This is a genomic window from Rhizobacter sp. P2_G4 (assembly GCF_056403575.1).
Window position 1 is genome coordinate 677,891 of sequence record NZ_JBFUFG010000002.1, and the last position, 17,281, is coordinate 695,171.

Annotated in this window: 19 protein-coding genes; 12 read left to right on the forward strand and 7 right to left on the reverse strand. The window is 65.4% G+C overall.

Going from position 1 to position 17,281, the window contains the following annotated elements:
• Positions 1-104: 104 nt before the first annotated feature.
• Positions 105-1,403 (forward strand): glycerophosphodiester phosphodiesterase family protein, encoded by a 1,299-nt coding sequence (locus AC1DYS_RS09605; RefSeq protein ID WP_477898371.1) that lies wholly within the window; start codon positions 105-107, stop codon positions 1,401-1,403.
• Positions 1,404-1,438: 35 nt separating this feature from the next.
• On the opposite strand, the gene AC1DYS_RS09610 is transcribed toward AC1DYS_RS09605, so the two are convergent.
• Complete coding sequence (locus AC1DYS_RS09610) at positions 1,439-1,912, reverse strand: BAR domain-containing protein (RefSeq protein WP_477898373.1); 474 nt, start codon at positions 1,910-1,912, stop codon at positions 1,439-1,441.
• A gap of 221 nt (positions 1,913-2,133) precedes the next feature.
• Between AC1DYS_RS09610 and AC1DYS_RS09615 the strand changes: the two genes are divergently transcribed.
• Entirely contained in the window at positions 2,134-3,099 is a 966-nt protein-coding gene (locus AC1DYS_RS09615) for a tRNA dihydrouridine synthase (RefSeq protein WP_477898375.1), read from the forward strand.
• Between the two features lie 112 nt (positions 3,100-3,211).
• Here the strand turns inward: AC1DYS_RS09615 and AC1DYS_RS09620 are convergent, their stop codons facing one another.
• Both AC1DYS_RS09620 and AC1DYS_RS09625 read right to left on the reverse strand, forming a co-directional pair.
• On the reverse strand, positions 3,212-4,183 hold the full coding sequence (locus tag AC1DYS_RS09620) for a Bug family tripartite tricarboxylate transporter substrate binding protein (protein WP_477898377.1): 972 nt from the start codon (positions 4,181-4,183) through the stop codon (positions 3,212-3,214).
• A gap of 90 nt (positions 4,184-4,273) precedes the next feature.
• Positions 4,274-4,912: a DsbA family protein gene (locus AC1DYS_RS09625; RefSeq protein WP_477898379.1), complete on the reverse strand. Its 639-nt coding sequence runs from the start codon at positions 4,910-4,912 to the stop codon at positions 4,274-4,276.
• 98 nt (positions 4,913-5,010) lie between these two features.
• On the opposite strand from AC1DYS_RS09625, the gene AC1DYS_RS09630 reads away from it, so the two are divergent.
• From AC1DYS_RS09630 to AC1DYS_RS09665, 8 genes are all read left to right on the forward strand, one after another.
• Complete coding sequence (locus AC1DYS_RS09630; protein ID WP_477898381.1) at positions 5,011-5,976, forward strand: Bug family tripartite tricarboxylate transporter substrate binding protein; 966 nt, start codon at positions 5,011-5,013, stop codon at positions 5,974-5,976.
• Between the two features lie 102 nt (positions 5,977-6,078).
• The gene (locus tag AC1DYS_RS09635; protein ID WP_477898383.1) at positions 6,079-7,263 is read left to right on the forward strand and encodes an MFS transporter; all 1,185 of its coding nucleotides are present in this window, start codon (positions 6,079-6,081) and stop codon (positions 7,261-7,263) included.
• Positions 7,264-7,287: 24 nt separating this feature from the next.
• The gene (locus AC1DYS_RS09640) at positions 7,288-7,512 is read left to right on the forward strand and encodes a hypothetical protein (RefSeq protein WP_477898385.1); all 225 of its coding nucleotides are present in this window, start codon (positions 7,288-7,290) and stop codon (positions 7,510-7,512) included.
• A gap of 175 nt (positions 7,513-7,687) precedes the next feature.
• On the forward strand, positions 7,688-8,620 hold the full coding sequence (locus tag AC1DYS_RS09645; protein ID WP_477898387.1) for a hypothetical protein: 933 nt from the start codon (positions 7,688-7,690) through the stop codon (positions 8,618-8,620).
• A 251-nt stretch (positions 8,621-8,871) separates the two neighbouring features.
• Positions 8,872-9,090 (forward strand): hypothetical protein, encoded by a 219-nt coding sequence (locus AC1DYS_RS09650; protein ID WP_047485114.1) that lies wholly within the window; start codon positions 8,872-8,874, stop codon positions 9,088-9,090.
• Positions 9,091-9,171: 81 nt separating this feature from the next.
• Positions 9,172-9,966: a hypothetical protein gene (locus AC1DYS_RS09655; RefSeq protein ID WP_477898389.1), complete on the forward strand. Its 795-nt coding sequence runs from the start codon at positions 9,172-9,174 to the stop codon at positions 9,964-9,966.
• 9 nt (positions 9,967-9,975) lie between these two features.
• Positions 9,976-10,890 (forward strand): ribosome biogenesis GTPase YlqF, encoded by a 915-nt coding sequence (ylqF, locus tag AC1DYS_RS09660; protein ID WP_477898391.1) that lies wholly within the window; start codon positions 9,976-9,978, stop codon positions 10,888-10,890.
• Between the two features lie 107 nt (positions 10,891-10,997).
• A complete protein-coding gene (locus tag AC1DYS_RS09665; protein ID WP_477898393.1) occupies positions 10,998-11,615 on the forward strand; it encodes a hypothetical protein in 618 nt (205 codons plus the stop codon).
• 16 nt (positions 11,616-11,631) lie between these two features.
• Here AC1DYS_RS09665 and AC1DYS_RS09670 read toward each other — a convergent pair whose 3' ends face one another.
• Positions 11,632-13,425 carry a glutamine--tRNA ligase/YqeY domain fusion protein gene (locus tag AC1DYS_RS09670; RefSeq protein WP_477898395.1) on the reverse strand — a complete coding sequence of 598 codons (1,794 nt, stop codon included), beginning with the start codon at positions 13,423-13,425 and terminating at the stop codon, positions 11,632-11,634.
• A 280-nt stretch (positions 13,426-13,705) separates the two neighbouring features.
• Between AC1DYS_RS09670 and AC1DYS_RS09675 the strand changes: the two genes are divergently transcribed.
• Positions 13,706-14,104: a flagellar biosynthesis protein FlhF gene (locus AC1DYS_RS09675; RefSeq protein WP_477898397.1), complete on the forward strand. Its 399-nt coding sequence runs from the start codon at positions 13,706-13,708 to the stop codon at positions 14,102-14,104.
• Between the two features lie 157 nt (positions 14,105-14,261).
• Positions 14,262-14,708: a hypothetical protein gene (locus AC1DYS_RS09680; protein WP_477898399.1), complete on the forward strand. Its 447-nt coding sequence runs from the start codon at positions 14,262-14,264 to the stop codon at positions 14,706-14,708.
• A 74-nt stretch (positions 14,709-14,782) separates the two neighbouring features.
• Here AC1DYS_RS09680 and AC1DYS_RS09685 read toward each other — a convergent pair whose 3' ends face one another.
• The 3 genes from AC1DYS_RS09685 to AC1DYS_RS09695 form a co-directional block, all read right to left on the reverse strand.
• On the reverse strand, positions 14,783-15,928 hold the full coding sequence (locus AC1DYS_RS09685; protein WP_477898401.1) for a branched-chain amino acid ABC transporter substrate-binding protein: 1,146 nt from the start codon (positions 15,926-15,928) through the stop codon (positions 14,783-14,785).
• A 241-nt stretch (positions 15,929-16,169) separates the two neighbouring features.
• On the reverse strand, positions 16,170-16,469 hold the full coding sequence (locus tag AC1DYS_RS09690; RefSeq protein WP_477898403.1) for a 2TM domain-containing protein: 300 nt from the start codon (positions 16,467-16,469) through the stop codon (positions 16,170-16,172).
• Complete coding sequence (locus AC1DYS_RS09695; RefSeq protein WP_477898405.1) at positions 16,469-17,272, reverse strand: LytR/AlgR family response regulator transcription factor; 804 nt, start codon at positions 17,270-17,272, stop codon at positions 16,469-16,471. The genes AC1DYS_RS09690 and AC1DYS_RS09695 overlap by 1 nt, the downstream gene beginning before the upstream one ends.
• Positions 17,273-17,281: the final 9 nt, after the last annotated feature.

Sequence of the window (17,281 nt, forward strand, 5' to 3'; positions counted from 1 at the left end):
GCACCCGGCGATGAGATCACGATGCGGCGCGCGCCTGCGTTTCATGAAACTGTCAGCATCCGCGCCGACCATCGTGACGATCGACAACAACGAGGAGAGAGACCATGAGACAAGTGTTCCAACGGATCGGCGCTCTCGCGCTGATGGCCTCCGGGCTGCTGATGACCGTCGCGTGCGCGCATGCCGGTGATGACCGGCGCGGTGACGACGACCGGCGCGGCGATGCCGGCCCGTACCACGCTCGGCGCGGCGACTTCAACGTGCAGGTCGGCCCGCGGCCGTTCTACCTTGTCGAAGGCATGGACGAAGGCCCGCTGAAGCGCAAGCTCGAGCAGTGCGAGGCCGGCCCGTTCTACCAGAGCAAGTTCTCCATCAGCCACCGCGGTGCGCCGCTGGAGTTCCCCGAGCACTCGAAGGAGTCTTACTCGGCCGCTCACCGCATGGGCGCCGGCATCATCGAGTGCGACGTGAGCTTCACGAAAGACGGCGAACTCGTCTGCCGCCATTCGGAGTGCGACCTGCACACCACCACCGACATCGTCGCGACGCCACTGAACCAGTCGTGCACAGTGCCGTGGGTTGCCGGCGGCCCTGCGCCCAAGTGCTGCACCAGCGACATCACGCTCCCGCAGTTCAAGACGCTGCGGGCCAAGATGGACGCGAGCAATCCCAGCGCGACCACGGCGGCGGGTTATCTCGGCGGCACGGCCAGCTGGCGCACCGACCTCTACACCGGCCGCCCGGCCGGCAACGTGGTGACGCTGAAGGAGCACATCCAGATGGTCAAGCAGTGGGGCCTGAGCCAGACCCCCGAGCTGAAGTCCGGCGACCCGGCACGCATCCGCGCCGTCTTCGGTAGCCAGGAGGCCTATGCGCAGAAGCTGATCGACACCTACCGCGAAGCCGGCGTCGACCCGCGCAAGGTCTACGCGCAGTCCTTCAACATCGACGACGTACTCTATTGGCTGAAGAACGACTACGCGTTCGGCAAGCAGGCGCTGTACCTTGACCCGATCGAGCCGGCGAGCAACCCGCCAATCCCGCGCATGTCCGTCGCACGCCTTGCCGAGCTGCGCAACCAGGGCGTGACGACCATCTCGCCGCCGATGTGGGCGCTGCTTGCGCTGGACAGCCAGAACAACATCGTGCCCTCGCAGTACGCGCTCGACATCAAGGCCGCCGGCTTCAAGATCGTGGCGTGGTCCTTCGAACGGGTGAACCTGACCAAGGGCGCAGCGGGCGCCGGCAGCTACTACCAGTTCGACCCCGAAGGCAAGGCGATCAAGAAAGACAGCGACATGTACAAGGCGCTCGACGTGCTCGCCCGCCAAGTGGGCATCAGCGGCATGTTCTCCGACTGGCCCGGCACGGTGACTTACTACGCCAATTGCCTGGGGCTGTGATCTGAGGCGGGCGTGGCGCCTGCGATGGCAGGCGCCTATTTCTGCACGAAACCCAGCGTGGTGAGCGAGGCGCCCAGCCGAGCCATGCGCTCGCTCTGCTGGGCCACTTCCAAGCGATGAAGCTCATCGACCTTGGAAGCGAGCTGGGTGAAGCGTTCGAGGAGATCGTCGTCGTTGAACATCAGCGCGTCGTCTTCGACAGTGATCGATTCGCGGTTCTTTTCGACTAGGTGGCACAGGGCGGATGCCGTGCTGATCCATTCTTCTCGCTGGCGATAGAACCTGCTTTGGGCGTCGAGATTCCAGTTGATCGAACGGACGACGCCCTCTTGATGTTCCCTGGCCCGCTCGGCGGGAAGCTCCGCCAAGGCGGTCGTCATCTGTTCAACGGCGTTCGTGATGAAGCGAGTGAACATCTCCTTGTGGGCTGCGTTCAGCCGAGACAGTTCACTGAGCGTCGCCAGTGACTGGCGCACGCCATCGCTGTGCGCGAAGCGCTGCGGCGTCAACACCTGCTCGAGGTTCAAGGCGTTCTGGGCCTCTTGGTAGGCCTTCGCAGCCTGCATGCCTGCCATGCCGATCTGAAGGGACAACTGGGTTAAGCGCGTCTCTGCGGGGTCCATGGGCTCGGCAAAAGGCCTGGTTGATGGGGCGTGGGCAGTTTAACGAGGCCAACTCATCGAAAGTTGCACAGCGTCGCCCTAGCGAGGTTCCTTACACTTCGGGCGCCATGACGCTCCTCCTCGCCCCTATGGAAGGCCTGCTCGACTACACCTTGCGCGACATCCTCACGCGCGTGGGTGGCATCGACCGTTGTGTGTCGGAGTTCATACGCGTCACCGGCACCTTGCTGCCCGATCGCGCGTTCGTGCGCGTGATGCCGGAGCTGCTCAATGGCGGATGCACGCCCGCCGGTGTGCCGGTGCGTGGGCAGTTGATGGGGTCGGATGCGGCCTGCCTGGCGGAGAACGCGGCCAAGCTGGCCGCACTTGGGGCCGCTGGCATCGACCTCAACTTCGGCTGCCCGGCCAAGGTGGTCAACCGCCACGGCGGCGGCGCGGCCTTGCTGGTGGACCCGCCGTTGCTCAACCGCCTGATCTCGGCCGTGCGCCGCGCGGTGCCCGCCGAGGTGACGGTGTCGGCCAAGATGCGGCTGGGCTTCAACGATGCATCACTCGCGCTCGACTGTGCGCTCGCGCTGCAAAGTGGCGGTGCCGAAGAACTGGTGGTGCATGCGCGCACGCGGGCCGATGGCTACAAGCCGCCGGCGTACTGGGACCGCATCCAGGAGATTCGCGAGGCGCTCACGATCCCGGTGATCGCCAACGGCGAGATATGGAATGCCGACGACGCACGGCGTTGCCGGGAGGTCTCGGGCTGCGACGTTCTCATGCTGGGCCGAGGCATGGTCAGCAACCCCGGCCTGGCGCTGTCCATCGTCTCGCCCGGGCACACCGTGCCGTGGAACGAGATCCTGCCGCTGATGCAGGCCTTCTGGGAGCTGGTGTGCAGTCGCCTGGAAGCGCGGCAGTGCGGCGGCCGCCTGAAGCAGTGGCTCAACTACCTGCGCCGCCACTACCCCGAGGCCCAGGCTGCTTATGCAGAGCTGCGCACCGTCAACGACCCCCGCGAGATCGCCCGCTGGCTGCGCGAGGCGCTTGCTGCGTCAACCCACCTGGTGCCTGAGTTCGCCTGATCGCACGAGCGGAGCGACGTGCCCATCGAGCAACGCCCGCGGAACCGGCTTTGCCGGGCCGCTGGGCGGCGCCCCTGGGGGGGCAGGAGCGCAGCGACTGGGGGGCCAACAATCACTCCGGTTCGATCTTCGCGTCCTTCACCACCTTGCCCCAGCGCGGCGCTTCGGCCTTGATCAGCGCGGCGAAGGACTCGGGCGTGCCGCCCATCACCTCGTTGCCCTGGCCGATGATGGCTTCGCGCACGGCAGCGTCTTGCAGTGCCTTGTTGCCGGCGGCGTTGAGCGTCTTGACGATGTCGGCCGACAGGCCCTTAGGGCCGACGATGCCTTGCCAGTTGAGCACCTCGACCCCCGGGAAGCCCGCTTCGGCCATGGTCGGAAGGTCAGGGAACAGCGACGACCGCGTCCTGCTGGTGATGGCAATGCCGCGCAGCCGCCCGCCCTTGATCGAGGGCGCCGCGGCGTACATCTGCTCGAACATCATGTCGACCTGGCCGCCCATCAGGTCGGTGGCGCCGGCGGCGCCGCTGCGGTAGGGCGAGTGGATCATGTCGATGCCGGCCACGCTCTCGAACAGCGCGCCGCTCAGGTGGTGGGTGCCGCCGGTGCCGCCCGAGGCGTAGCTCAGCTTGCCGGGTGAGGCCTTGGCCGCGGCGACGATGTCTTTCACCGTCTTGTAGGGCGACTCGGTTCGCACCATCAGCACCAGCGGCCCGCGCTCGATCAGCATGATGGGAACGACGTCGTTGAACGGGTCGAAATTGAGCTTCTTGAACAGCGCGTGGTTGACAGCCAGCGGGGCGAAGTTGCCCATGCCGATGGTGTAGCCGTCGGGCTTGGCCTTGGCGATGGCCTCGGTGCCGATGTTGCCGCCAGCGCCGGCCTTGTTGTCGATGATGATGGTCTGGCCCAGTACCGCCTGCATGGCCTTGGCGACCTGGCGTGAACGACTGTCGGCATTGCCGCCGGCGCCGTAGGGGCAGATCCAGGTGATCAGCTTGCTGGGGTACTTGTCTTGCGCGAAGCTGAACTGGGGCAGCAGGGCGGCACTGCCACCGGCTTGCAACAGGGTGCGGCGTTTCATGGAGGTTCTCCCGACAGGTTAGGCGCGCAGCATAGCTTCACAGCGACGCGGGTGGCTGTCAGGGAAAGTCCCGCGCGCGGGCGGGCCGGATCAGTGGTGGTGAGCGTTCCCCGCCGCGGCGAGTTGCTCGCGCAGTGCATCGATCGGCATGTAGCCTCGACCCACCAGATGCAGGTGGTCGCCATGCTCGGCGATCAGCGCGGGGAAGCCGCGAATGCCCCAGCTCTGTGTCTGCTGGAAGTCGGCCAGCGTGGCATCGCGCATTTCTTGCGACGCAAAAGCCTTGGCGAAATCGCCGCGCGGAATGCCCAGCGCATGCGCGACATCGGCCAGCACTTCAGGCTGCGTGACGTCGCGGCCTTCGGCATAGAACGCCGCCTGCACGGCCTTGAAGTAGCGCCACACCAGGCGCGGCCAGTGCGTGCGCACCGTTACGGTGGCACGAGCCGCTGGCTCGGTGTCGTAGATGAAGCCCGGCGCGTGCAGCGCACCGTGGGGCGCCGGCGCAAAGGGCTGGCCGCTGGCCTCGGCGACGTGATGCCAGTGGCCCAGCAGCTCGTCGGCACGGGCAGGCGTCATCGTGTCGGTGGTGAAGGGCCGCAGGCCACCCATCACGAGAGCAAGCTGCAGCGGCGCGGCGTCGCCGGGCTCGTTCAGCAGTTGATCCAGGGGCTTGGCAAAGCCATAGCACCACGAGCACATGGCGTCGGCGACGTAGATGAGGTTCATGGGCCGTGATGCTACCCACGATCAATGCACCCCGCGCGACCGGTGGCATTGCGCGGCTATGCTGGCGCTTTTCGTCAAGCGACCCCGTTCCCATTCTCATGAACCAACTCCGACGTATCTTGGTTGTTGCGGGCCTGTGGGCCATCGCGTCCGCGTGTTTCGCACAAGCCTGGCCGAGCAAGCCTGTGCGCATCGTCGTGCCGTATGCGCCGGGCGGCATCAGCGACGCCGTCGCACGTTTGTTGGCAGAACGCCTGGCACCTGCGCTGGGCCAGGCGGTGGTGGTGGAGAACCGGCCCGGCGCGAGCGGCACCACCGGCATGGACACGGTGGCCAAGGCGACCGATGGCCACACCTTCGCCTTCTCGGCGATCAGCCCGCTGACGCTCAACCCTCACTTTCAGCGCATGCCGTACGAGCCGCTGAAAGATGTGGTTCCGGTGGCTTCGGTGATGTACTCGCCGGTCTACTTCGTCGCCACTCCGGCCTTCAATGGCAAGAGCTTTGCCGACGTGATTGCGCAGTCGAAGGCACAACCGGGCAAGCTCAACGTGGCCACGTCGGGCATGGGCAGCGTGGGGCACGTGATGCTCGAGCAGATCAGCCGCAAGTCGAACGTGAAGTTCAACCACATTCCGTACAAAGGCAGCAGCCAGGTGATCAACGACGCCGTGGGTGGGCAGTTCGAGCTCTTCACCATCAACCCGGGCCCGGCGACGAACGGGCTCATCGCACAGGGCAAGCTGCGGGTGCTGGCCGTGGCGGCACCGCAGCGGCTGACGGCGTTCCCTGATGCGCCGACCTTCATTGAGCTGGGCCAGGCCGATGCCAACCTCAGCTCGGTGTTCGGCATCTTCGCACCGGCGCGCACGCCACCCGAGGTGCTGAAGCGGCTCAACATCGAAGTCAACAAGGTGCTGGCCGACAAGGACTTGCAAGACCGCCTGGCCAAGCTCGACAACCTGGTGAGCACCGGCAGCATCGAGCAATTCACCGCGCAGGTGCAGCACGAATACGAGGCGAATGCGCGAGTGATCAAAGAGGCGGGCATCAAGCTCGATTGACCAAGTGCAAGCCAGCCCCGAGGCCGCCGCGATGGGCCGCTCACAGCGAGAGCCGACTCCTGCGGACAAGCGCCCACCCTGCTCGGCAGGCGGGGTGTCGACATGAACGTCGGCGTCTACCTCGCGGTCATCCAGTTCTTCTTTGCGCTGTCGTGGACGGTGTATGTGATCTTCCTGCCGCAACTGGCAGCGCAGGTGGGCATTCCGCGCAACGCGGTGATCTACGTGCTGATGCTCGACCAGCTCATCTTCGTGCTGGCCGACTACGCCATGGGCGTAGCGAGCGACCGCGCGGTGCGTGTGGTCGGGCGGCTGGGCCGCGCGGTGTTAGCGGTCACGGTGCTGTCGTGCGCGGCGTTCCTGTTACTGCCCATGGTGGCGCCTTCGGGCTCGGCGCCCTTGTTCCTGGGGCTCGTGGTGCTGTGGTCGATCACGTCGTCGGCCTTGCGGGCACCGCCGCTCACCTTGATCGGGCGGCACGCGGCCAAGCCGCAGCAGCCCTGGCTGATCAGTCTGTCCATGCTCGGCCTGGGGTTGGCCGCCGCGATCGGGCCCTATGTGAGCGTGGCGCTGCGCGAAGTCGACCCGCGCTGGCCTTTCCTGCTGTCGAGTGTCGCCTTGGTACTGGCGACCGGCGGCATCGTGGCGGCGGAGCGAGCGTTGGTCGCTCGGCCTGCAGCAGGCCCTAAGCCGCAACCTGCGAGTTCTGGGCCAAGGGGGGCTTCTGCAGCCAGCGGCTTCCTGATCGCGGTTGTTCTGGCTGCGGTGGCTTTCCAGCTGCACACGGCCCTCAACAGCCCGCGGTGGTACCTGCGCTTCGCGAGCCCGGCCGATCTGCCGTGGTTGGCGCCATCGTTCTGGGTGGGATTCAACCTTGCGTTGTTGCCCGCCGGCTGGGCCGCGCGGCGGCTGGGAGCCTGGCGCGTGATGGCCGCTGCCGGCGTGGCCGCCGCAGCAGCTTCGCTCGGTGCGCAGCAGGCCACCGACCTGTCGCAACTCGTCACGGCGCAGCTGGTGGCGGGTGCCGCTTGGGCCTGCTTGCTGGTGAGCGGGTTCTCCGCGGCGCTGGCGCTGGGTCACACCGGGCGGGAAGGGCGCTTCGGTGGCGCCTTGTCCTCGGTTCTGGCCCTCGCTGCGCTCGGCAGGTTGGCGGTGGTCGCGATGGAATGGCAGAAAGCCCCGGCGGCGCAGACGGCATTGGCCTGGGCGCCGGTGCTCGGCTGGCTGCTGGCGGGCCTCGTTCTGTTCATGCTGATAAGGCCGCGTGCGAGCGTTGCAGTACCCTGACGGCTTTCATTGCCAGGAGGCCCTGTGAAGACCTTCCAGATCGAACTTCAAAAAGTCAAAGCCATGGGCAACCGCAACGGCCTCGTCGAAGCCCGCATCGACGCATTGGTATTGCCCATCAACGCCCGCGGCGAAGACAGCCCCAGCACCACGCTGAGCTTCAGCGAAGAAACGGCGCGCGTGTTGATGCTTCTGCTCAAGCAGCAGCTCTCGGAGATCGACGGCCGCAAGGCGCGCAGCCAGCGTTGACGTCACAAGAAGAAACAAGAGGCGGCCCCCGATCGCTCAAGCAAACAGGCCCGGGTGCCGAAGAAAAGAGGCAACTGAAGCCGCACGCGTCGTCGGATAACCGGTTGCAGTCGCTCAGTGGGCGGTTACCAACCGGGTTACCGTCGCGCGACAATCGTGTGCTTGCCTTAGCCTGATGCCAAACCACATCGCCCCCATCAAGACACCACTCGGCGTGGACGAACTGCGCCACCGCACGCGTGGCCTGGGGCAGCGTTTTCGCACCGTGTTGCTGCTGGTGGACGGCCGCCGGCCCTTGGGTGACGTGCTGGGCATGGCGCACAAGGCCGGAGCCCACACGACGCACTTCGAAGAGTTGGTGCGCATGGGGCTGGTCGAGATCCCGAACGAGATCGCGGCGCCCGAGCCTGTCGAAACCATTCCGGGCGCGTTGGATACCCCGCGGCTGACGAGTGTTGAACTCGACGTGTTTGGCGATGCCCCATTGACGCCAATGGGCGAGTTGGAGCCCGAAGCCGACTACGGCCCCGACACCGTGGCCGACGGCAGGTTCGACGACGAATTCGAAGACGAGCCGGTTGCACGGGTCGCCGAGGTTCAGATGGCCACGCGAATCCTGCCCGTGGTCGAAGTGGCCTCCATCGCCGCGTTGCCCGTGCCTGCGGCGCCCGCCCGACCGTCGGCGGTCGTTCCGACCCGCGCCGCAGCTCCCGCGCGCTATGTCGAACCCGAAGTGGTCATTTCGGACACGCCGCGTGTGCCCGACTGGATGCAGCAGGTGCGCGAGACGCCGTTCAAGGTGGCCGACCACGCCCGCCCGGCACCGAGCATGACCGACGAGCAGCGCCTGCAATACGTTCGCGATCTGCTCCTCGACACCTTGCGTCGCGATTCGATCCTCTTCTCCACCTTCGCGGTCGGCCGGGTCCGCGGCGCGATGACCTACAAAGAGCTGATCAAGCTGGTGTGGGAGGTCGAACGCGACCGTGTCCATAGCCGCCGCAGCCGGGAGCAGTTGCTCAACCTGCAGCGCGCCCGCGAACTCCTGGGCATGGGCAACACGCTCGTGGCCGGGGACAGCCAGCCCGGGCCCGGCTCGGAGTTCTGAAGCCACGGTTTCTTCGCCTGGCCGTGAGGGCCTTCGTGCCGTCGATTTACCGGGTGTCAGCCTGACACCACCATGAATGAGGGGCGTCCGAATTGCCCTTAGTCACATGAAACGTGTCAGATGAATTCCTACAGTTGTCCCATCCTCTTTGCGACATCGCACAGAGGTGAAGGCTTAGGGACAGGCACCCTGTCAACTCATAAGCTTCGTTTCACGTTGTCATTGCGGTAGAGCAGCAGGAGATCGTTGCCATGAACACCGAATTTGGTTCCTTGAAGAGCGCGGCTTATGAGTTGCGCTTCCAGTCCCTCTTCCACGAGGGGCGAGCCTTGACCTTTCCTTGCGACGCAGGTGGGCATGTGCAGCTCGACTCGCTCAGCGAGCGCGCGCGGCACAACTACCTGTATGCACGGGCCGTGGTCGGACGTGAATACTCTCCTCCCGCCGTCCAGCTGAGCGACCTGCACTGATCTGATCGGGCGACCCGCGCCCCTCTGACACAATCACGCCGCGGCAGCGGCGCCGCATTGTGATCATGGATGGCGGTGCACATGGGTTTGTTCTTCCTGGCGTTGGGCCTCGCGCTCGTCTCCCAGATCTGGTTGTCGATTCGAGTCGGACGGTCCAACACAGCGTTGGCCGTCGTCACGTTGGTCATCGGATTTCCCGGCGCCCTCTACACCTTCTTGCGTCACCGTGGCGACGATGAACTGTCGGTCACCCGGCCGTTCGTCGCCAACCTCGTTTTCAGCCTGCTTCTTCTGGCGAGCATCTGGCTGATCGTCATCCCCCTGCTGGACGCGCAATCGGCTGAATTCGAGAAGTCGCTTGCTGTGGCTGCGCCCGCTGGTGTGGCCGCATCCGCAGGTGAACACGCCGCGGCCCCTGTGAGGCCGGCCTCGGCGGCGCAATCTGCTTCCGCCGTAGTGGCCGCGGCCGCTTCAGCCGCCGAACCTGCTGCTTCGGCGCCGACAGTTGATTCCGTCGAAGCGTTCTCGGTGGCCCTGCGCTCGGTCGGCGTGAACCACACGGTCACACGCATGGCCGCAGCAGCATCTGCCGCATTGCCCGCTGGTGTCACGAGCGCTGCCTTGTTCTCTGTGACAGGCATGGGCCCGGCCTCTTCCGCAAGTTCCCCCGCCGGCAACGAGTTGTCTGCCACCTTGTTCAGCTGCGAGTCGCCCAGCGCCTGCCGCAGCCTCGCGGGTGCGCAAATGCAGCAGGGCGGGCCAGACAAGCGCCGCGTGCTGCAGAACGGCCTGCTGCTGTTGTCGATGCCGCCTGTGGTGGCAAGCGATGCCGATCTCACGCCCGCTGCGGTGGTGAGTGCGTTTCGCAAGCTCTGAGGTTTCGCATTGGCCATTCAATGGTTTCCCGGTCACATGCACCTGACGCGCCAGGCGATTGCCGAGCGCATCAAAGAGATCGACGTGGTGATCGAACTGCTTGACGCTCGCCTGCCGGGCTCCAGCGCCAACCCCTTGCTCGCCGAGCTGACCGGCAGCAAACCCAAGCTCAAGCTGCTCAACAAGCAAGACCTGGCTGATCCGGGGCGCACGGCCGATTGGCTTGCGCACTACAACGGCCTGCCGGCCACGCGCGCCATCGGGCTCGACGCGTCGGAGACAGCGCCTGCGCAGCGTTTGATCGACGCCTGCCGCGCGCTCGCGCCGCTGCGCGGTGGCATGGCCAAACCTCTGCGGGTGCTGATCTGCGGCATCCCTAACGTGGGCAAATCCACGCTGATCAACACGCTCACTGGCAAGCGTGCCACCAAGACGGGCGACGAGGCCGGCATCACCAAGGTCGAGCAGCGCATCGTGCTGGCGAGCGACTTCTATCTGTTCGACACGCCAGGCATGCTGTGGCCGCGCATCATCGTCGAGAAGAGTGGCTACAACCTCGCGGCCAGCGGCGCCGTGGGGCGCAATGCGTTCAACGAGGAAGAGGTGGCGCTCGAATTGCTGGCTTACCTCAAGCTCCACTACCCGCAAGCGTTGATCGACCGCTACAAGCTCGACGCTGTGGCTGAACTGGGCGACGAGGCCTTGCTCTCCGAGATTGGTCGCAAGCGTGGTGCGCTGCAAAGCGGCGGGCGCATCAACCTGCAGAAGGCGGCCGAGGTCGTGGTCTATGACTTCCGGGCGGGCAATCTCGGGCGCGTCACGCTCGAAACGCCCGATGAGTTCGCCGTGTGGCTGACTGCCGGGCAGGTGCTCGAGGCCGAGCGCGCGCTCAAAAAGAAGAAGCGCACGCGCTCAGACGCCTGATCGATTGCCCGGAAGGGGCATTCACCTGAGGCCGGACTGGCAAGCGAGTGCGGGAGTAGAACCCGTGCCTCGCGCGTACACGCCGTGTACCCATCCTGGAGATTGCCTTGAAGAAACTGTTCACTACCGCGTTGGCCTTGTTCTGCACAGCAGTTCTGGCGCAGACGCCAGCATCGGCGCCGGCGGCCGCCACCGCGACACAGCGTCTGCGCGCGACGGTAGAAAGCTTCGACGGCACCAAGCTGGTGGTGAAGGAGCGCAGCGGCGAAGTGATTTCGCTCGTGCTGGCCGACAACTTCAGTGTCAGCGAGGTGCTGCCCATCGAGCTGAGCGCCATCCAGCCCAACAGCTACGTGGGAATCGCCTCGTCGCCGCAGCTCGACGGCAGCTTGCAGGCGCTGGAGGTGCTGGTCTTTCCCGAAGCAGCACGCGGGTCAGGAGAAGGCCACTATCCGTGGGACCTGCAGCCAGGCAGCATGATGACCAACGCGACCGTGGGCGACGTGGCCAGCACGCCGCAAGGCCGCACGCTGAAGCTGCGCTACAAGGGCGGCGAACAGACCGTCGCCGTGGCCGCCAACGCGCCGGTGGTCACCTTCAAGCCGGCCGACCGCTCGCTGATCGTGCCGGGGGCCAAGATGCTGGTGACGGCCCAGCTTCGCAATGGCCAGCCGACCGCGCTTCGAGCACTGGCCGGCCGCAACGGTTTCACACCACCGATGTGAATCAAAGACCCTGGACTTATTTGGTCCAGGTGTCTTTCAGCGTCGTGGTGCGATTGAACACCAACTTGCCTGCCGCATGGTCGTGCCGATCGGCCACGAAGTAGCCGTGGCGCTCGAACTGAAACTTGTCGTCCGCCTTGGCTGAGGCCAGGCTGGGTTCGACATACGCCGTGACGACCTTCTTGCTGTTCGGGTTGAGCACGCTGAGGAAGTCGCGGCCGCCCGCATCGGGCTGGGCCTCGGTGAACAGGCGGTCGTACAGACGCACTTCGGCGGCCATGCCGGTGCTCACGCTGACCCAGGTGACCACGCCCTTCACCTTCACCGCATCGGCACCGGGCGTGCCGCTCTTGGTGTCCGCGACTAGCTTGGCCAGCACCGCGGTGACCTGGCCCGATGCGTCTTTTTCGCAGCCGGTGCACTCGATCACGTAGCCGTACTTCAGGCGCGTCTTGTTGCCGGGGTAGAGGCGGTGGTAGCCCTTGGCAGGCACTTCCATGAAGTCTTCACGCTCGATCCACAGCTCGTTCGTCAGCACGAAATCGCGTTGACCGCGCTCATGGTGGCTGGGGTGGATGGGGGCGTGGCAGGGCTCTTGATGCGTGTCGCTGCCGAAGACTTCGGCAAAGTTCGTGAGCTTGAGCTTGAGCGGGTCCAGCACGACGCAGGCGCGCGGCGCCTTGGGGTCGAGGTCATCGCGCAACGCGATATCGAGCGAGCTGTAGTCGATCCATCCGCCGGCCTTGCTGACGCCGCTACGCTCCGCCAGCAGCTGCAGGCTCTCTGGCGTGTAGCCACGCCGGCGCAGGCCGACGATGGTGGGCATGCGCGGGTCGTCCCAACCGTTCACATGCTTCTCGTCCACCAGCTGCTTGAGCTTGCGCTTGCTGGTAATGATGTAGGTGATGTTGAGCCGCGCGAACTCGTACTGGTGCGGCCGCGGCTGGGCCAGCAGGCCGAGCGTGCAAAGCTGGTCGAGCAGCCAGTCGTAGAACGGGCGCTGGTCTTCGAACTCGAGCGTGCAGATGCTGTGGGTGATGTTCTCCAGCGCGTCCTCGATCGGGTGCGCGTAGGTGTACATCGGATAGATGCACCAGGTGTCGCCGGTGTTGTGGTGCGTGGCGCGCTTGATGCGGTAGAGGGCCGGATCGCGCAGGTTGATGTTGGGCGAGGCCATGTCGATCTTCGCGCGCAGCACCATTGCGCCGTCGGCGTGCTTGCCGTCGCGCATTTCGCGAAAGCGGGCCACGTTTTCGGCCGGCGTGCGGCTGCGGAACGGGCTGTCCTTGCCCGGCGTGGCGAAGTCGCCGCGGTTGTGGCGCATCTCTTCGGCGCTCTGTTCGTCAACGTACGCTAGGCCTGCGCCGATGAGCGCTTCTGCCGCGCGGTACATGAAGTCGAAGTAGTTGCTGGCGTAGTAGAGATGGCTCTTGCCGTTGGCCTCCCAATCGAAACCTAGCCACTTCACCGAGTCGAGGATGGAGTCGACGTACTCCTGCTCTTCCTTCTCGGGGTTGGTGTCGTCGAAGCGCAAGTGGCACACGCCGGCGTAGTCGCGTGCCAGGCCGAAGTTCAGGCAGATGCTCTTGGCGTGGCCGATGTGCAGGTAGCCGTTGGGCTCGGGCGGAAAGCGGGTGCGGATCTTCGCGGGGTCGAGCGGGCCGGTGGCCTGATGTGCAGCGTCGCCCGGCGTGCCGGCGAAATGGCGGCTCGCATAAGTGCCCTGGGCCAAGTCGCGCTCGATGATCTGGCGCAGGAAGTTGCTGGGCTTGTGGTCTTCAGCGGGCGTGTGGCTTTTGTCGTCGCTCATGCAAGGCGCTTCAAAAAATCGAGAGGTGGGGGGCCGAAGACATCCGCAAAGTGGTGAGAACGGCGGGCAAAAACGGGTGCAAAACGATTGTAGACCGCACCCCTCGCGAGGCCTTCGTCATGGGTGGTGTGACGCTTTCCACGGCAATTGTGACTATTTGTACGAGACCCCCCACGCCTGCGGGTGGGAGGGTCCTATCGCTGCCAGGCGCCATTCCGAACAATGGTGGCAACAGCTTGAGTCATCGCTCAAGCGCTCGTCTTACTTCAAGAAGTACGCCATGAACCGATTGCCATTCGACGCGAATTTGTCTCCGGTGGGAAGTCAATGGATGGCGACCGCTCCGTCACAGTTCCTGGACGAGCCGGCGGCCCGCCTGGTACCGGCCCACCCTCAGCGCAAGCTGCAAAAGGCCGATGCCTTGACCAACGAGGCGCACGCATGGCTCGAGCGCCTGCCGCCGCGCTACCAGCCGCTTGAAACCGCCCGCCGGCACCCGCACGTCGTCAACCGCCTGTCGACGATGTGGGCCACTCCTGCCGAACTGCCGGCGTTCTTCCGCGAGCGGATGCTGAGCAGCCGGCCAGGCCGCGAGGGCTTTGCCTTCGAAGTGCTGACCGAACTGGCCGACCTGCAATCGATGATGGAGCTGATGCTGGAGAAGGGCAGAAGGCGCTGACCGGCGCTTTTGCGGGCGGCATCACGGCGCTGCTTTACGTACAGCAACATTCGCTTTACGACACCTTACTTACGCGGGTGTGAACGGGCGGCGGGTCTGCCGCGTTGTGTGCTCAAGCCGGCCAACTTTGTGCCCGGTTTGAAAAGGAGAGCACATCATGTTCAACCGCAAATCTTCGATCGTCGCCGCACTGCTTGCCGTAGGCACCGTCTGCGTGGGCACCGCCCATGCATCCAACGTGCAATGGTCGATCGGCATCAACCTGCCGCCCGTGGGCACCGTGATTGCAAGCGAACCGGTGTACCAGGCTGCGCCTACTTACTACGCACCCGCCCCGGTTTATGTGCAGCCAGCCCCGGTGGTCGTGTACCGCCCGGCGCCGCGTGTGGTGTACCGCCCCGAGCCGGTGTACGCACCGCGCTACTACGGTCCGGCCGTGGTCCGTGCAGGCTGGGCAGTGCCGGGGCGCGGCTATGGCTATGGGTATGGCCACGGGCGCGACCATGACCATGACCGCTACGACAACCGCCATGACCATCATGACGGCCGTGGCGACGGGCACTGGGATCGCGGCCAACCTGAGCCGCGCCGCCATCACCATTGAGATCGGGCATCACGCCTGATCGATAAAACCCGGGCCGCCAGCCCATTCGCTGGCGGCCCCTTTTTCTTGCCGGATTACCAGTTGTCGCTGCGCGTCATGGCTTCCCAGACGCCCGCGTTGCTGGCCTTGTAGACGCTGACGACGCCGTACTTCTGCTCGCCATCGGCGCGGAAGCGCATGTTGTTGGTGACCGGTGCCAAGGCATCGATGACCTTGAGCTGAGCCGTCAGCGTCTTGGGGTCGACAGAACGGGCGCACTGCATGGCGGCCGCCAGCACGTAGGTCGCGTCGTAGGCGTAGTGCGCGCCGTACACCGGCTCGCCCTTGAAGGCGGCGGCGAACTTGGCCAGGAACTGCGGCCCGGCGTTGAACTCGCGGGCCTCGACGATCGGCGAAGTGGCGTACACCGCGCGAATGCCACGTGACATGCCCGGCATCTTGTTAGTCTTGATGGTGTCGCCACCGACGACCTGCATGTCGGTGAGGCCGGCCTTGACCAGCTGCTCGATCAGCGCGCCGACCTGGAAGTCGGCCAGCGTGGTGACGAACACGTCCACGCCGTTCGCCTTGAGCGCCTCGACCAGTGCGCCGAACTCGGTGGTCTTGTCGTCCAGCGATTGGCGAACCGCCACCAGGCGCTTGGCCTTGACGATCTGTCCGGCGGCCAGGTCGGCGAGGCCTTTGCCGTAGGGCGTGCCGTCATCGACCACGGCGAACTTGGTCGCGCCGCGCAGCTCGGCGGCGTAGGAGCCCAACGCCTTGGACTGCAGTGCGTCGTTGGCCACCAGGCGCAGCGTGGTCGGCAGGTTGAGCTCCGTGAACTCGGGTTTGGTGGAGATGGCCAGCTGGGCGATGTTGTGCTTGGCGTAGATCGGCGCGGCGGCGATGCTCACGCCCGAGTTGAGATGGCCCACCACGGCCACCACGCCAGCGTCGACGAGCGTCTGCGCGACCTTCTGGCCCTCTTCGGCGTTGGCCTTGTCGTCGACGGCCACGACTTCGAGCTTGACCGACTTGCCGTCGACCTTGAAGCCGCTGGCGTTGAGTTCATCGATGGCGAGTTGAACGCCGTTCTTCATGTCGATGCCGAGCGCCGAGAGCGGCCCGCTCATCGGTTGGGCGACACCGATCTTCACGGTGTCGGGGATGCGGTTGCAGCCTGCGAGGATGAATGTGGCGGCCAGCGATGTGGCAAGAAGGGCAGATCGTAAGGAGAGCATGGCGAGAAGCGAGTGGAGTGGAGTCGCAGTGTGTTTGCACGATCTGCGCCAAACCATCGGGTTTTCCGATCATTGGACTCTTCAACGTGTGAAATGTCGCAGCATGCGATTCACACGCGCGCCAAGCGCGCGCGGCGCAGGTTCTTGTGGCCCGATGCGGTGCGTTGCAACCGACACGACTGCTGAATCGCCGTGCGTCTGGCCCGATGCATGTGCGTGCCGTGTGGCCCCAAGGAGGCGCCTACTCCTTCTTGGCTTCGTTGTCACTCTCTCGCCGCATGCGCTCGATCTCCTGGCGGATCATCCGTTCGCGCAGGCCTTCGCTTTGCAGGCTGACGACGGCCAGCACGCCGTGGATCAGCAGGGCAACCCCCCAGCCCATGAATGCCATGCGGTTGAAGTGCCGACCCGTGAACTCGCTGAGGGCGAACAGGGCCAGGTTCACGATCACGAACACGATCGCGTGCTTGTAGAACCCCAGCTTGCGGCGCACCCGGCGCCGGGCACGCGCTTCGATGCTGTCCGGAATGTCGTCTCGCATCACATCGCTTTGAACAGATGCGCGTAGAGGCGGCTCACACCCAGTTTGTCGGCATGGCCACGCAGCGTGAGCGTGATCTTGCCGGCTTCATCGCGCACGGCGGTAGCAATGGCGTCGGCGCGCACCACGGTGCCGCGGTGGATCTGCCAGAAGCGCTGCATGTCGAGCTGCGGCAGCAGCTCGCGCAGCGAGATGCGGATGAGGTGCTCGCGCTCGGCCGTCACCAGTCTCACGTATTTGTCGGCGGCCTCGAAATACAGCACATCGTCGACCTTGACCATGTGGATCGCCGCACCCACGCCGGCCTGGATGACGCTCAGCTTGGGGCCCTGATTGCTGACCGCCGTGGCCCCGAGCAGGCTGCGCAATTGAGCCAGTGCAGCATCGATCGAGCCGTCGGCCGGCTGGGGTTGCTGGCGCTGCTGCAAGGCAGCTTGCAGGCGAGAGCAGGTCTGCGCCAGGCGCTCGGGCGAGACGGGCTTGAGCACGTAATCGACGGCTGCGCGGTCGAAGGCTTCGAGGGCGTACTCGTCGTGCGCCGTGACGAACACCGTCAGCGGCAAAGGCTCGCCTTCAGGCCAGTCTTCAGCCAGCGCGTGCGCGGCTTCGAGTCCGCTCAGGCCAGGCATGCGAATGTCCAGGAACAGGATCTGCGGGTGAAGCTCAAGCGCTTTCTTCACCGCGGCCTCGCCGTGGCCCACCGTGGCGACGATGGACAACTCCGGCCACAGGCGCGCGAGTTCGGCCTTCAGGTGGGCGGCCAACAGGGGTTCGTCTTCGGCGATGAGGGCGGTGGCATTCATGGCATCAGG

Excerpts from the sequence above, each read along its gene's own strand:
- AC1DYS_RS09680 (WP_477898399.1), top strand. The coding sequence starts at position 14,262 with ATGTTCAACCGCAAATCTTCGATCGTCGCCGCACTGCTTGCCGTAGGC.
- AC1DYS_RS09650 (WP_047485114.1), top strand. The coding sequence starts at position 8,872 with ATGAACACCGAATTTGGTTCCTTGAAGAGCGCGGCTTATGAGTTGCGC.
- AC1DYS_RS09685 (WP_477898401.1), bottom strand. The coding sequence starts at position 15,928 with ATGCTCTCCTTACGATCTGCCCTTCTTGCCACATCGCTGGCCGCCACA.
- AC1DYS_RS09605 (WP_477898371.1), top strand. The coding sequence starts at position 105 with ATGAGACAAGTGTTCCAACGGATCGGCGCTCTCGCGCTGATGGCCTCC.
- AC1DYS_RS09635 (WP_477898383.1), top strand. The coding sequence starts at position 6,079 with ATGAACGTCGGCGTCTACCTCGCGGTCATCCAGTTCTTCTTTGCGCTG.
- AC1DYS_RS09625 (WP_477898379.1), bottom strand. The coding sequence starts at position 4,912 with ATGAACCTCATCTACGTCGCCGACGCCATGTGCTCGTGGTGCTATGGC.
- AC1DYS_RS09690 (WP_477898403.1), bottom strand. The coding sequence starts at position 16,469 with ATGCGAGACGACATTCCGGACAGCATCGAAGCGCGTGCCCGGCGCCGG.
- AC1DYS_RS09655 (WP_477898389.1), top strand. The coding sequence starts at position 9,172 with ATGGGTTTGTTCTTCCTGGCGTTGGGCCTCGCGCTCGTCTCCCAGATC.
- AC1DYS_RS09630 (WP_477898381.1), top strand. The coding sequence starts at position 5,011 with ATGAACCAACTCCGACGTATCTTGGTTGTTGCGGGCCTGTGGGCCATC.
- AC1DYS_RS09615 (WP_477898375.1), top strand. The coding sequence starts at position 2,134 with ATGACGCTCCTCCTCGCCCCTATGGAAGGCCTGCTCGACTACACCTTG.
- AC1DYS_RS09620 (WP_477898377.1), bottom strand. The coding sequence starts at position 4,183 with ATGAAACGCCGCACCCTGTTGCAAGCCGGTGGCAGTGCCGCCCTGCTG.
- AC1DYS_RS09645 (WP_477898387.1), top strand. The coding sequence starts at position 7,688 with ATGCCAAACCACATCGCCCCCATCAAGACACCACTCGGCGTGGACGAA.
- AC1DYS_RS09670 (WP_477898395.1), bottom strand. The coding sequence starts at position 13,425 with ATGAGCGACGACAAAAGCCACACGCCCGCTGAAGACCACAAGCCCAGC.
- AC1DYS_RS09675 (WP_477898397.1), top strand. The coding sequence starts at position 13,706 with ATGAACCGATTGCCATTCGACGCGAATTTGTCTCCGGTGGGAAGTCAA.
- AC1DYS_RS09695 (WP_477898405.1), bottom strand. The coding sequence starts at position 17,272 with ATGAATGCCACCGCCCTCATCGCCGAAGACGAACCCCTGTTGGCCGCC.